Genomic DNA, 13,837 nt, shown 5'->3' with positions numbered 1-13,837 from the left:
GGTTGGGCTTTATTTCTTAAAGAAACCCTTGGCCATGTCCGTGATGTCATTCAGCGGATTGCCATCGCCATCCCGGTCGAGGAAACCGCTGACTTTACCAAGGATGCCGTCTTCTCCTCCGAGTTTTTCCATCAGACCACCTTCGCCATCCAGACCCGCTTTTTCAGCCATGGCGGGCATCAGGCCTTTTAACTTCTCTGCATCGACACCGGCTTCTGCCGCAGCTTCCTTGATCGCAGTTGCTTTATCAACGCTGCCATCTTGCAGTTTCGTGAAAAGCGCTTCTCCGCTGGATTTTAATTCATCGGCCGACATGCCAACTTTCTCGGCCAAGCTGTCCAAATTCACATTGTCGGGCAACATGCCCAGTGCATTGTCCAAAAGTCCCATTGATCGTCTCCTTCGTTGATATTAGCGGGTCAGCTTACCGGCCATGCCGATAATGTCGTCGAGAGGGTTTCCGTCTCCGTCCAGATCAAGCAATGATCCCAACCCGCCAAGTCCGCCGGAAGAGGCTTTGGAACCACCACGCAAAAGCCCCCCAATAAGGCCGCCCAAGCCGCCTCCATTACCGGAACTGTCTCCGCTTTGCTTTGCCATATAGCCGGCAACCATCATCGCAACGATGGGAAGCATTTTCTTGAGCAAATCACTACTAATACCGGTTTGCTGTTCTGCACCGGCAGCAACTGTACGGCTGACTTCTTTCGATCCAAAAATCTGACCGAGAATTTCATTGCCCTGGCTCACCGGTGTAGGCTGGCTGCCTAGCACACTGTCGAGCAGTCCGCCACCGCCTAGCTGTCCCAGCAGACCGCCCAGTCCATCCAAACCCGTGGGTTGTGCCTGCGTTGTTTTCTTGAATCCCCCCAAAATAGATGGAAGCAGTGCCGCAGCCCCCGCTTGAGCGACACTTTCATTGACACCCAGTTCGCGCGCCATTGTTTCGATGCCACCAGATTGCTGCAAAACATCCAAAATATTCATCACCGGTCTCCTTTAATCCCAAAAATTTCTGCTTTGATTCTGTTCTCAGGGGCCCTTTGTACCAGATTTTTCCCCGCCTAAACGCGCAACGGGAAAGCTTTACCAGTGTTTACACTCGGGAAACCTATAAATCGGCCGAAATTCGGCTTCCGGTATTTGACTCTGCGGGCTGTAACACCGAAGAAACCATCGAAGGGGCGAATGACAAGACCCAAGGAAACCAAAGAGGAGCACATCATGAGCATATTTGGAAAAATCAAAAACGCAATTTTCGGTGGTGAAGCAAAAGCCGCTGAGCCAGAAGCTGCCCCGGCGGCAGAAGCAGCGCCAGCGGCTCGCGCAGCCATTACCGAAGTGGATGTTACTGCAAGGCTCGACAATATTCCAGGATCAGACAAGCTGAACTGGCGCACATCGATTGTGGACCTGATGAAGCTCGTCCAGATTGACGCGAGCTATGAAAACCGTAAGGCGCTGGCACAGGAACTCGGCAATGCGGGCTATAGTGGATCGGCAGAAGACAATATCGCGCTGCACAAGCGCGTCATGTCCGAAATTGCAGCCAATGGCGGCATTGTTCCGGCTGAATTGAAAGACTGATTATTCAGTAGTTTGCTGGACGTGATGTCCAAATGATTTTAGGCGGGGGCTATGAGTGATCATAGCCCCCTTCCTTTTGCCGAGGCACCCAAAAACTGCCGTCGCTGTCCAAGGCTTGTGGGTCTGCGCAAATCCCTCCGAAAAGATCAACCGGAATGGTGGAATGCACCTGTCCCGGCCTTTGGTGATCCCAACGCGTGGCTAGCGATTGTTGGTCTCGCGCCAGGTAAGGAGGGCGCAAACCGGACCGGTAGAGCCTTTACCGGTGATGCATCCGGTGATCTGTTGTTCGCTACGTTGGACAAGGTCGGCCTGTCCGACGGCGAGTTTCAATCCCGCGCCGATGACGGTGTGACTTTAAGCGGCACAATGATCCTAAACGCCGTCAAATGCCTGCCGCCGGAAAACAAACCCAATGGTGCAGAGATTAACAACTGCCGCCCCTATCTGATTAAGGCTCTGGATGGCTTACCCAACTTAAAAGTCATCCTCGCCCTCGGCAAAATCGCCCATGACAGCGTGATAAGAATGACCGGCGGCAGACTGACAGACCATAAATTCGCACACGGTGCGGTGCATAGCTTGCCCGGCAATCGCATCCTGATCGACAGCTATCATTGCAGCCGGTATAATGTGAACACCAGGCGGTTGACCGAGAACATGTTCCAAGAGGTTTTTGAACAGACTTTGCGCGTTAAACCCAAGTCTCTTTAAATACCCGCAAAAAGTTACCACCCAAGATCTTTTCAACGGTCATCTCCGAATAGCCATTTTTAAGCAATTTTTCGGCAATCAGATAAGTGCGCTCCGGCACATTCAATTCCTCAACAAATGGTGGCGGCCCTTCGCCCGGTGCAGCAATGCCGACTTCTTTCCTTTCCACTATGCTCTGGTTCCAGGACTTCATTGCTTTCGAAGACGTATCAAATTGCAGCATGAAGGCGTCACTTCCGATACCAACATGATCCTCACCACAAACGTTCAGAGCATGTATCAGATGCTGCATATAATTGTTCAAATTTTGCTGCTCTAGGCCAGGTGTAAGATAGGCTAACTCATATAGCCCGAATACCCCGCCCTGATCGGCAACAGCCTTCAATATCGCATCACTTTTATTGCGCGGATGGGGGTTTATCTTGTCACAACCACCATGGGAAATCATCACAGGTCTGCTGGATTGATCAATGATGCTCAGCGTCGATTTGTCATCCGAATGACTGACATCAACCGTAACTCCGGCTGCGTTCATCGTCACAACCGCATGTCGCCCGATATCGGTTAACCCCTGTGATGGTCGGGGCGACATTACCCCGGATGCAAAGGGCGAGACACCGTTATAAGATAGCTGCATTGAACGGACGCCCAAATCACGAAAATAATTGATCCGTTCTACCTTTCCTTCCAGCATTCCCGCATCTTCAAAGGCGTAAAATATTCCTACTTTTCCGGTTCGTTTGGCAGCGATCAGATCGTCCAGGTTCCTGACCCACATATAGACATCATGATGTTCGGAGATTGCTTTATTGAGATGGCCGATATGATTTACAGTATCGGCAAACTGTGCCTTACCGCCTCCGACGCTCAGCTTTACTGCCGTAATCCCGGTTGCTTTCACATTGGCGACGAATTTGGGGTCATCGACCGGGTCAGAGAAACGAGGCAGCATATTGCCATTGATGACCATAGACCCTTCAACAAGCCGGTTTGCTCGTTCTTTCACGCTTCCCTGCCCGGCTGCAAAGACCGGAGCGGTGGCGGTGGCTGCGATGACCGAACTGGTGGCAAGAAAAGATCGACGGGTGGAACAAAATTGCATAAGTTTTCCTATTGCTATAACCGACGGAGTCAAATAGGTAGGCACCTACTGATAAGTCAAGTGAGAATTTGGTGAAAAAGAATTCCAGCGATTATACAGGTAGTTTGCATGGTGCAGCATTGGGTGCACGGTTGCGCCGACTGTCCGAAGCGATGGACCGCGATGCCAGCTCGACGTATCGGCTTGTCGGTATCGAGTTTGAGCAACGCTGGTTTGGCGTTCTAAATCAGATCATCTTAAACGGGCCGATGTCGGTCAACGAAATTGCCGGTGCTCTTGGTATCACGCATGTGTCGGTGAGCCAGTCCCGCCAGGCGCTTCAGAAAGCAGGCTATGTCACCTCTCGCCAGGACAGGAATGACGGTCGCCGCAGGGAAATAATCCTGACCAAGAAAGGACGCGATCTGACAGAAAAGCTCAAACCACTCTGGCATGCACTGGAAAAGGCTGCTGCCGAACTTAACGAGCAAGCAGGTGATCTCGTTACCTTAATCAACAAAGCGGAAGCGGCGCTTGAAAACAGAACCATCTACGAGCGGGTCCAAGATTATTTATCCTCTACCAGCCGCCCGTAAAGTTCCGGCCGACGATCTCGGAAGAACCCCATGCCTGCACGATGCTTACGTGCCTGTTCCAGATCAAATGTCGCTACAAGCACACCGCTCTCGTCTGCGCCATATTCCAGCACCAGATCACCCCATTCATTGGCGATGAAGCTGTGGCCATAAAAGCTTTGCCCCTCTTCCTCACCAATGCGATTGCTCGCGACCACGGGCAAACAATTACTGACCGCATGCCCCTGCATCGCGCGCCGCCACATCCGGCTGGTATCGAGGTCGGCATCATAGGGCTCTGAACCAATGGCGGTCGGATAAAACAGTATCTCCGCTCCCATGAGTGCCATCGCCCGCGCGGTTTCAGGGTACCATTGATCCCAACATATCCCGACGCCGATTGTAGTACCGAACACGTCCCAGACCTTGAAACCGCTATTGCCAGGGCGGAAATAGAATTTCTCTTCATAGCCTGGGCCGTCGGGAATATGGCTTTTGCGATAGACGCCTATGATCTCACCATCAGGATCGATCATCGCGATGCTGTTATAATAATGCTGACCATCCCGTTCGAAGAAGCTCGCCGGGATCGCTGCGCCCAAACGCTTTGCCAGTTTTTGCATGGCCTGCACCGGCGCGCTGTCTTGCGCCGACTTGGCTAGCGCGAACTGCGCTTCATCTTCGGTCTTGCAGAAATAGGGACCGGAAAAAAGTTCCGGCGGCAATATGATCTGTGCGCCCTGCTCTGCTGCTTCAGCTACGTGCGCGCTGACAGCCTCGATATTTTCCGCTTCGCTGCCGTTCAAGGACAGCTGCAAAGCGGCAACAGTGATATTCTGTGTCATTGTGTGCTCATAGCTTGATGCCGAAACGAGCCGCAATCGGAATTGTCGCGAGATAGAGGATTATCGTCACCAATATGCCGGCAGACAGAGAAGCCCAGAAATTTATCCCCTGACGCAACATGACGGGGATAATGAGAAACATGGGGAGGCTGGGAATGACGTAAAAAAAAGTCGCCTGCACATGACCAGCAAGCAATTCGGTATTGCCAGTATCCCGCCACAGCCAGATCATCGCCAATATGGAAATAAGCGGCAGCGACGCGATCAGCGCGCCCATGGCGGGATAGCGGCGGGCGATGATCGCGACGATAGCCACAATCACGCCCGAAACTATCGCCCGGACCGCAAATTCACCCATATTTCAACATGACGTCATGGCAGCTTTTTGAACAGCAGCGTCATACGATCAGACTCGCCAATTTCAGTATATTTGGCTTTGTCCGTATCGCCTTCGGCATAGCGTGGCGGCAGAGTCCAGACGCCTTTGGGATAGTCCGCCGTATCTTTGGGGTTCGCGTTGACTTCGGACTGCTTGACCAGTTCAAAGCCATGCGCCTCCATGAATTTCACCACGGTATCAGTGCGCAAATAGCCTTTATTGCCATCGGCATAGCTAAACGGTGTGCCGTCCTTCGCGCGATGCTGAACAATACCAACCATGCCGCCATCTTTCAGCATATTGCGCATCACCTTGATTTCGCTGTCCGCCAGGTTCCAGCGCATCAGATTGTGCATCATCCGCGGAATGATAACGTAGTCTGCGGTGCCATTGGCCTCTTCAGGAACCTTGTCGGTTGTGTAGGCAGAAAATTTCGCGGCCGGCATGCCGGTCCATTCGGCTACATCATTGGGAAATTTAGTTGGGAAGCCGCGAATACGTTCTTTTGCCTCGTCTCCAAATGGCAGGGGACCCGGCGCAAAGGTCAGTCCGATAAATTTGCCCTTTTCTGCGACATAAGGTGCCAATATCCTGGAGTACCAGCCTCCACCGGGAACATATTCGACGACCGTGTGGTCGGGTTGGATATCAAAGAAACTGATGGTCTGGGCCGGGTTCCGATACTTGTCACGAGCCTTGTCCTCTGCACGGCGTTCATGCGTGATGACAGTACGCAAATTGGTTTCACCTGACGCACCATCTTTTGCATGATTTTTTGCGGAAGCCGGAGCAAGGGTCAGTGCTCCAAGCGCTGTAACTGCGCCTATCATAATCCATTTCTTTTTGGTCATCATTCCTCTCCTTCGGCAATCATTCAATGAGTTGAGGCGATACAGATTATCGCCTCTCCCAAAGATTAAGATCGTTTCTTGAATAGCAAGGTCATTCGGTCGGATTCGCCAATGGCCTGATATTTCGCTCTGTCTTGATCCTTGTTCGTAAGGACCGGCGGCAATGTCCACACGCCTTTCTCATAGTCTTTTGTATCTTTCGGATTGGCATTAATCTCGGACGAGGCCACCAATTCAAAGCCATTCAGTTCGAACAGCGCGATAACCGAATCCTGCTTGAGATACCCCTTTGTTCCGTTGGACATTGCATAAGATGCATCAGCATTTGCACGATGCTGGACAACGCCGATCATACCATCATCAGCAAGAATGTCTCGCAAAGCGCGTAATTCGGAATCGGCACGCTTGCCGTTGAGCATTCCGTGCAGTGAGCGAAAGATCACCACCCGGTCAATCTTGCCTTTCATCTCATCCGGAACTTCGTCGCTTTCAAAAGCGGCAATTTGATCGGCAGGAATGCCGGTCCATCCTGATGCAGCGTCAGGGAAACGCTCCGGCCAGCTTTTAGAGCGACCTTCGCGTGCACGGCTGGTGAAGTTAATACTGTCGCTGTTGCCATTCACCGCGACATATTTTCCATTGGCGCTGAGATAGGGCAATAATATCCGTGTGTACCACCCCCCTCCCGGGCCATATTCCGCAACGGTATGTGTCGGTTTTACCTGAAAGAAAGCGAGAGTCTTAGCCGGATTACGATAAATATCGCGGGCTTTGTCATCCTTACGCCGATCATGGTTGATCACCGCCATCAGGTTAGCATCACTTTGCGTCGTGCCAGCTTTGGCATCATCTTCCGCCAGCGCAGGCACTCCTGCAGCTGCCAATAATGCGGTTGCTACACCAGCGAATAAGAGCTTATTTGTCATTCTTTCCGGCCTTTCAGTTGGGGATTATCTCTCTGATAGACGACATAAATCAGCTGCACAGACATGCAAAGCAGTTTATCCAGAGACGTCTTCTATCATCTTGAATTTCTTTGCAACCTCTGGCCGCGGATATAGCTCATCCAGCGCAATGGACTTGCCCGTGTCCTGTACGATACGGACATGTTTGCGGCCCAATTGACGTGGCTCATCAACGCCGCAGCTATGGGCCAGCACTTCAACTTCGTGAACAAGACTTTTGCAATAATTGGCGACCTTGACCTTTTTGTCCGACGGATCAAGCCCTCGCTGCAACCTAGGATCATGGGTTGTGATGCCGGTAGGGCATGTATTCTTGTTGCATTTCATCGCCTGAATACATCCTAGCGAAAACATGAAACCGCGCGCGCTGTTCACGAAATCCGCGCCCGCACATATAGCCCAGGCCACCTCGCTGGGCGTAATCCTTTTGCCCGATGCGATAATCCGGACGCGCTGCCGCAAATCATACTTGTGCAGGATATCAGAAAGCATCGGTAGACTCTCATCCAGCTGCAGACCGACATTGTCCATCAACGGCATCGGCGCGGCACCGGTCCCGCCATCACCGCCATCAAGCGTGAAGAAATCCGGTGCACTCTCTATACCGCGACGATGAATTTCCTCGCAAAGGCTCTCTATCCAGCCATAGGCGCCGACCACCGCTTTAATGCCGGTCGGCTTGCCAGTGACTTTGCGGACGTGATCAACAAAATCGAGCATGTCTTCCACGCTGTTGATTTCTGGATGGCGATTGGGAGAAATGGAGGCCTCGCCTTCCGGGATGCCGCGTACTTTTGCAATTGTCTCGGTGACCTTCGCGGCGGGCAGGATACCGCCCTTTCCTGGTTTCGCACCTTGCGACATTTTAATCTCGAACATACGGACTTGCTCGTGATCCGCTATCGCTCGCAGTTTATCGTCGTTCAAACTGCCGTCATCATTGCGCACGCCATATTTGGCGGTACCAATCTGAAAAACGATGTCACAACCTCCCTCAAGATGATAAGGAGACAAACCGCCCTCACCGGTGTTCATCCAGCATCCCGCCATTTTGGCTCCATGGGACAGAGCTCTTACCGCCGGTACAGACAGCGCACCGAAACTCATCGCGGAGATGTTGAACAGTGATTTGGCTTCAAAGGGTTTCTCGCAATAGGGTCCCAATGTACATGTCGCGGTTTCCGCAGCATCTTTCTCTAGCGTCGGAAACGGGCAATTGACGAAAATCGGGGTGCCGGCCGGATCAAGGTTTTTTGTAGAGCCAAAAGCAATCGTATTGCCCGTACCCTTTGCCGCGCGACCAACCCATTCCCGTTCCGCCCGGTTAAAGGGCATTTCCTCTCGATCCATGGCAAAGAAATACTGCCGGAAAAATTCGCCCAGGCTGCTGAACAGATGACGGAACCGGCCGATGACAGGATAGTTGCGGCGCACGGCATCCTGTTTTTGGGTTATGTCGATGACGAACAGGACGATCACACCGGCCAGACCAAGGCCGAGCAAAAAAACCAGTATATATGTGAGCGTGCTCAAAACACTCAAAATTCCATCAGCCATCGGCGATCCCCTCAATCATACAGAAAGAGGTTAGCATTTTGCTCCCCTCAAACATAGTTCGTTTGAATCGGGTTGAGGTTACAGAAAATCAGGTCTGGGGGATTTGCTGCGAGATACAGTGAAAGCTCCCGCCGCCATGCAGCAACGCTTTGCTGGAAAGGCCGATGGCTTTGCGATCAGGAAATAAATCCGCAATAGAGTCGACAGCAGCCGCGTCAGAATCGGCTCCATATTGCGGCACCACAACAACGGTGTTTCCGATATAGAAATTCATGTAGCTGGCAGGCGCAATGTCACCGTTGATTTCATACATGCCAACCGAAGGGATGCGGATCACGTCAAGACCAGCCGCAGTTGCACGACTGGCCGCTTCGTCAAAAATATCAGCATTGGGATCATCAGCGTCACTGGTTTGCGGAATCGCGACTTTCCCCGGTGCTACAAAGCGCGCCAGATTATCGACATGGCCATCGGTATGATCAGCGATCAACCCATCACCAAGCCAGAAAATATGCTCAATATTCAACGCTTGCCGTAACTTCTGGCGCGCCTCATCCTTGTTCATATTATGATTGCGATTGGGATTGAGCAGGCACTGTTCGGTGGTGATGAGCTGGCCAGCACCATCTCCATCAATGGCACCGCCTTCCAATATCCAATCATGCTGGCAAACGGACAGTCCTGCAGCGGTCGCAAGGCGCTGCCCGATATCCTGATCGCCCGCCATTTCAAACTTCCGACCCCAGCCATTAAAGCCAAAGTCATGGGCCTGTCTACCCATGCCAACCGTCACTATCGGCCCGGTATCACGCAACCAAATATCGCCAAAAGGTTGGAGCATGATTTCGATATTATGATGAACCAGTTTGGACGCTCGTGTGGCATCGCCGGAGTCGCGGCAAACAAGCCTGACCTGCTCGCCATTGCCATTATCACAAACGGCATTGGCGAAGGCGGCAACTTCATGCTGCGCCTCCGCCAATTGCTCAGCCCATTCATTCGGATTGCCCGGAAAGCCGATCCAGACCGCTTCATGCGGCTCCCATTCGGCTGGCCATCTCATCATATATGCAAGCGGTTAGAGATCAGACCCCGGCGCGACTCTTGTCACGGATATCACGAAATTCGTCGCCTTCATTCCAGTTCGGCCAGTCTTCGGTCATCGCCAGCATTCTAGCAACGGTATAATAGACCTTCAGATCACCCATCACGCCGTCCCAGTTCCAGTTCGGATCAAATTCGTCTTTCGGTCCATGGTACTTGTTCTCGGTATAATCCTGGCTGATCGCTTCACCAGCGGCCCGGCCACCTTCAACAAGGTCTTCACCGCCTTCGAAATAAATCATCGGCACGCCGAGTTTCGCGAAGCTGAAGTGGTCGGAACGATAGTAAAAGCCTTTTTCAGGCGTTGGCTCAGCTTCGGCAGTTCGCCCGTCAACGGTCAACGCACCTTCCAGATAGCGATCGAGTTGCGATTTGCCTTTGCCAACCACTACGACATTTTTTGCAGGGCCAGCCATGCCAAAGGCGTCCATGTTCACACCACCAACCGTCTTGTTGAGCGGATAGATTGGATTCTCGGCATAATATTTTGATCCGAGCAGGCCGGATTCTTCCGCCGTCACCGCCAGAAACAATATGCTGCGATCCGGCGCGCCTGCTTTGACATGCGCCTCGGCGAGAGCCACCAGGGCAGCCGTTCCCGTCGCATTATCCACTGCGCCGTTGCAGATATCATCACCGTCCGGGGCGGGTTTGCAGCGCCCCAGATGATCCCAATGCGCTGTATAAAGTACATATTCATCAGGTCGGGTCTTACCCTTGATCATGCCGATGACATTCTTGCTGTTCATTCTACTGATATCGTTTTCAAAAGACATGGATGCGGTCACGCCCAACGGTACGGCCTTGAAATCCTTGTTCTTCGCGGCAGCCATCATCGCGTCGAGATCCTGTCCGGCACTGGCAAAAATCTCTGCAGCTACATCCTTCTGAACCCAACCATTGGCCTTTGTCTGATCAGCGCCACCATTGGCTGACTGCGCATAAAATTGCGGTCCACTCCAACTTGATTCCACAACATTCCAGCCATAAGCCGCCGGAGCCGTGTCATGAATGATCAAAGCTGCAGCCGCGCCCTGACGCGCCGCTTCCTCATATTTATAGGTCCAGCGTCCATAATAGGTCATCGCCCGGCCGCCAAAATCACCTTCCAGGCTTTCGGTACCGAAGTCGGGATCATTCACCAAAATGACGACCGTTTTCCCTTTTACATCCACGCCTTCATAGTCATTCCACTCGCGCTCAGGCGCGTTAATGCCGTAGCCGACAAAAACCATCTCGCTATCCGACAACTCAATTTTCGGCTGTTCCTGATAGGAGGTGATGACCATCTCGGGACCATATTTGAAGCTGATGTCGCTAGTGCCGCCCTTGATCGTCAGGTCGGATACGTTTTTCGCTTCTATCTCGACCAACGGAACATCCTGAAACCAGCTATCACCGTTGCCTGGCTTCAAACCGGCTTCGGCAAATTCTTTGGTCAACAAAGCAAGCGTTTTTTCTTCACCAATAGTGCCCGGTGCACGTCCTTCAAAGGCATCAGAGGAAAGCTCCCGCGTAATGTCGCGCATCGTATCGACCGATAATTCCGGTGCAGCGACCTCTGGCAGTGGGGCAGCGTTTTCGGCGTCATCTACCTGTATTACGCAAGACGCCAAAGCCAGCGCCGGTATCAGCGCAAGGGCAAACCATTTCTTTTGCATTTCAGATCCTCATCCAAATTTAATCATCAAACTAATGTCTATTGTTACTACTGGCAGCGTCCTTGATCTGGCGCAAGGTTTTGCCGGCGCTTAAATAAAAAAGGCGGCCTTCTCAGACCGCCTTTTTTGAAAACCTCTTGGAAACAGTTAGCGTGAGTAAAACTCGACAACCAGATTTGGTTCCATCGTCACCGGATAAGGCACTTCGTCCAGCGTTGGCACGCGAACATAGGTTACTTTGTCAGTGCCGTCCGGCGTGACATATTCAGGAATTTCGCGCTCTGGCAGGCTCTGTGCCTCGATAACCAGCAGCATTTCTTTTGCTTTATCGCTCAGCGAAACAACATCATTTGGCTGCACTTTGCGCGAAGCAACATTACATTTAACGTCGTTGACGCGAATGTGGCCATGGCTAACCAGTTGGCGAGCAGCAAAGATGGTTGGAGCGAATTTGGCGCGGTAAACAACCATGTCCAAACGCTGTTCCAGCAGGCCGATCAGGTTCTGGCTGGTATCGCCTTTCATGCTCGATGCTTCTTTATAAGCACGCTTGAACTGTTTCTCGGTTACGTCGCCATAATAGCCTTTCAGCTTTTGCTTGGCGCGCAGTTGAATGCCGTAGTCAGACAGTTTGCCTTTGCGGCGCTGACCATGCTGACCAGGGCCGTAGTCGCGGCGATTGACGGGTGATTTGGGGCGACCCCAAATATTTTCGCCCATACGGCGATCAAGTTTATATTTCGAGCTGGTACGCTTTGTCATTTCACTGACTCCTAATTTGCTGTTTCAATTCGTCCCGGAATGCACCGAAAATCCGCTTGGATTCACGCGGCTACCGCTTCACCGGGGTGCGGAGCCAATTGCAAGACGCGGCCTATGACGATCTAGTGCGCGATTGTCAAGCATCTGCAGCCCTAAAAATCGCTCCAAAATCCCCATCATTACTCGACTTGGGTGGTCGCAGTGATTAAAGGCGCTGACATGACAGAAACGACGACGCTTCCTCCAATGGAAACCATGACAGATGTCCGCGAACAAGTGGACCGAATTGACGGCGAACTTATCGCCCTGATGACCCAGCGCTTTGCCTGCATGGACGCCGCTGCGCGGATCAAACAGGATCGCACCGCTGTGCGTGACGAGGGACGAAAAGCAAAGGTTCTGGAAAATGTGAAACAGCTTGCCATTAGCGCAGGCATTCCGGTTCCGACCATGGCCGCGATTTGGGAAATGCTGATAGAAACGTCGATCAGCTATGAGCTCGAAAAATGGGATCAGATGCGAGACAGCTGATCAGTCAAAACCTCATTTTTTCACAAATGGCTTTTCCAGAGAGCTGATAACGCCGCGCCAGGTTTGCACTTCTTCATTGGTCCACGCCGGCTTGGTGATCATATTGCGGAGCGTCACCTTCGTCGCTGGTGCACGATCAGGCGGATAGAAATACCCGGCCTCTTCCAGCGCCCGTTCCAGATGTTCGTAAAAGCGGTCCAGTTCGATTTGCGGGGCCGGTTCGCGCTTTTTTGTCTCAATTGTCGGCTGCACGGTTTCGCCGTCACCCAGTTTCGACAACTCATAGGCGACTAAAATAACCGCTTGAGCCAGATTGAGCGATCCGAATTCCGGGTTTATCGGCACGGTGATGATCTTGCGGGCGAGTTCGACATCGACCAGTTCCAGACCGGACCGTTCCGGGCCGAATAATATCGCGCATTTACCACTGGCGAATGCTATGTCTTCCGCCGCCGCTGCAGGGGTCAGCACTTCTTTGGTCATACCGCGTTTACGAACCGTAGTGGCATAGACATGCGAACAATCCGCCACCGCTTCGGCGGTAGTCTCGAAAACCTGAGCGGCCTCCAACACACTGTCTGCGCCCGCAGCAGTGGGTCCAGCTGATGGATTGGGCCAGCCGTCACGAGGATCCACGATCCGCATGTCGGTGAGCCCGAAATTCAGCATAGCCCGGGCCGCCTTGCCAATATTCTCACCCAGCTGTGGCTTCACCAGAATGATGATCGGCTTGCCGGTACTCATTTGCCGCTGGTATCGCCGATACCCACATCTTTCACGCTGCCGGCGAATTCCTCAAAATCCTTGGCCTCGGTAAAGTCCTTATAGACCGATGCAAAGCGGATATAGGCAACGCTATCGAGTCCCTTAAGGCCTTCCATGACCATCTCGCCGATGCGTTTGGAAGGGATTTCATTCTCTCCGCTAGTTTCTAACTGTCGCTGAATACCTGACACCAGTTGATCCATCTGCTCCTGCGCAATCCCGCGCTTGCGGCAAGCCAGAGACACGGACAAATCGATCTTGGACCGGTCAAACGTCTCGCGGCGGTCTTCGCTTTTTACCACTGTGATCTCGCGAAGCTGTATCCGTTCAAATGTTGTAAAACGGGCGCCGCACCCCTCGCATTGCCGCCGCCGCCGGATGGTCGTACCATCTTCGGTGGGCCGGCTATCTTTTACCTGACTGTCATCATGGGCACAAAAGGGACAACGCATAACGGTCC

General features: G+C 52.5%; 17 protein-coding genes. 4 read left to right on the top strand and 13 right to left on the bottom strand.

The features are described 5' to 3' along the window. Nucleotides 1-9: 9 nt before the first annotated feature. Nucleotides 10-390 (bottom strand): hypothetical protein, encoded by a 381-nt coding sequence (locus tag DK507_RS12670; RefSeq protein WP_109356723.1) that lies wholly within the window; start codon nucleotides 388-390, stop codon nucleotides 10-12. Between the two features lie 21 nt (nucleotides 391-411). After that, the gene (locus DK507_RS12665) at nucleotides 412-987 is read right to left on the bottom strand and encodes a DUF937 domain-containing protein (RefSeq protein ID WP_109356722.1); all 576 of its coding nucleotides are present in this window, start codon (nucleotides 985-987) and stop codon (nucleotides 412-414) included. A gap of 237 nt (nucleotides 988-1,224) precedes the next feature. On the opposite strand from DK507_RS12665, the gene DK507_RS12660 reads away from it, so the two are divergent. Both DK507_RS12660 and DK507_RS12655 read left to right on the top strand, forming a co-directional pair. After that, nucleotides 1,225-1,587 (top strand): DUF3597 domain-containing protein, encoded by a 363-nt coding sequence (locus DK507_RS12660; protein WP_109356721.1) that lies wholly within the window; start codon nucleotides 1,225-1,227, stop codon nucleotides 1,585-1,587. 51 nt (nucleotides 1,588-1,638) lie between these two features. Beyond that, nucleotides 1,639-2,301: a uracil-DNA glycosylase gene (locus DK507_RS12655; RefSeq protein WP_109356720.1), complete on the top strand. Its 663-nt coding sequence runs from the start codon at nucleotides 1,639-1,641 to the stop codon at nucleotides 2,299-2,301. Here DK507_RS12655 and DK507_RS12650 read toward each other — a convergent pair. Next, complete coding sequence (locus DK507_RS12650; protein ID WP_109356719.1) at nucleotides 2,282-3,403, bottom strand: dipeptidase; 1,122 nt, start codon at nucleotides 3,401-3,403, stop codon at nucleotides 2,282-2,284. The two genes, DK507_RS12655 and DK507_RS12650, sit on opposite strands and share 20 nt — an antisense overlap. Before the next feature lie 71 nt (nucleotides 3,404-3,474). On the opposite strand from DK507_RS12650, the gene DK507_RS12645 reads away from it, so the two are divergent. Beyond that, nucleotides 3,475-3,978, top strand: a complete 504-nt coding sequence (locus DK507_RS12645; protein ID WP_254054375.1) for a MarR family winged helix-turn-helix transcriptional regulator — start codon at nucleotides 3,475-3,477, stop codon at nucleotides 3,976-3,978. Here DK507_RS12645 and aguB read toward each other — a convergent pair. The 8 genes from aguB to rpsD form a co-directional block, all read right to left on the bottom strand. Beyond that, nucleotides 3,951-4,802 carry an N-carbamoylputrescine amidase gene (gene aguB, locus DK507_RS12640; protein WP_109356718.1) on the bottom strand — a complete coding sequence of 284 codons (852 nt, stop codon included), beginning with the start codon at nucleotides 4,800-4,802 and terminating at the stop codon, nucleotides 3,951-3,953. The genes DK507_RS12645 and aguB overlap by 28 nt on opposite strands. A gap of 7 nt (nucleotides 4,803-4,809) precedes the next feature. Beyond that, nucleotides 4,810-5,160 (bottom strand): DUF3147 family protein, encoded by a 351-nt coding sequence (locus tag DK507_RS12635; protein ID WP_109356717.1) that lies wholly within the window; start codon nucleotides 5,158-5,160, stop codon nucleotides 4,810-4,812. A 14-nt stretch (nucleotides 5,161-5,174) separates the two neighbouring features. Next, nucleotides 5,175-6,035, bottom strand: coding sequence for a class I SAM-dependent methyltransferase (locus DK507_RS12630; protein WP_254054374.1), 861 nt, complete (start codon nucleotides 6,033-6,035; stop codon nucleotides 5,175-5,177). Nucleotides 6,036-6,097: 62 nt separating this feature from the next. Beyond that, nucleotides 6,098-6,958: a class I SAM-dependent methyltransferase gene (locus DK507_RS12625; RefSeq protein ID WP_109356715.1), complete on the bottom strand. Its 861-nt coding sequence runs from the start codon at nucleotides 6,956-6,958 to the stop codon at nucleotides 6,098-6,100. Between the two features lie 75 nt (nucleotides 6,959-7,033). Further along, nucleotides 7,034-8,554, bottom strand: coding sequence for an FMN-binding glutamate synthase family protein (locus DK507_RS12620; protein WP_109356714.1), 1,521 nt, complete (start codon nucleotides 8,552-8,554; stop codon nucleotides 7,034-7,036). A gap of 88 nt (nucleotides 8,555-8,642) precedes the next feature. Beyond that, nucleotides 8,643-9,620 (bottom strand): agmatine deiminase family protein, encoded by a 978-nt coding sequence (locus DK507_RS12615; protein WP_109356713.1) that lies wholly within the window; start codon nucleotides 9,618-9,620, stop codon nucleotides 8,643-8,645. Nucleotides 9,621-9,639: 19 nt separating this feature from the next. After that, nucleotides 9,640-11,319, bottom strand: coding sequence for a M28 family metallopeptidase (locus DK507_RS12610; RefSeq protein ID WP_109356712.1), 1,680 nt, complete (start codon nucleotides 11,317-11,319; stop codon nucleotides 9,640-9,642). 147 nt (nucleotides 11,320-11,466) lie between these two features. Next, on the bottom strand, nucleotides 11,467-12,081 hold the full coding sequence (gene rpsD / locus DK507_RS12605) for a 30S ribosomal protein S4 (RefSeq protein ID WP_109356711.1): 615 nt from the start codon (nucleotides 12,079-12,081) through the stop codon (nucleotides 11,467-11,469). Nucleotides 12,082-12,300: 219 nt separating this feature from the next. Between rpsD and DK507_RS12600 the strand changes: the two genes are divergently transcribed. Continuing rightward, the gene (locus DK507_RS12600) at nucleotides 12,301-12,612 is read left to right on the top strand and encodes a chorismate mutase (protein WP_109356710.1); all 312 of its coding nucleotides are present in this window, start codon (nucleotides 12,301-12,303) and stop codon (nucleotides 12,610-12,612) included. Between the two features lie 12 nt (nucleotides 12,613-12,624). On the opposite strand, the gene DK507_RS12595 is transcribed toward DK507_RS12600, so the two are convergent. Together DK507_RS12595 and nrdR are read right to left on the bottom strand one after the other, a co-directional pair. Next, nucleotides 12,625-13,356 (bottom strand): RNA methyltransferase, encoded by a 732-nt coding sequence (locus DK507_RS12595; RefSeq protein ID WP_109356709.1) that lies wholly within the window; start codon nucleotides 13,354-13,356, stop codon nucleotides 12,625-12,627. Beyond that, complete coding sequence (gene nrdR, locus DK507_RS12590; protein WP_109356708.1) at nucleotides 13,353-13,829, bottom strand: transcriptional regulator NrdR; 477 nt, start codon at nucleotides 13,827-13,829, stop codon at nucleotides 13,353-13,355. Before nrdR ends, DK507_RS12595 begins: the two co-directional genes overlap by 4 nt. Between the last annotated feature and the right edge of the window lie 8 nt (nucleotides 13,830-13,837).

Origin of the sequence: Sphingorhabdus sp. EL138 (assembly GCF_900258045.1) — a bacterium.
Lineage (GTDB): Bacteria > Pseudomonadota > Alphaproteobacteria > Sphingomonadales > Sphingomonadaceae > Parasphingorhabdus.
The sequence above is the reverse complement of the archived record's forward strand: the minus strand, read 5'-3'. Positions and strand labels throughout refer to the sequence as shown.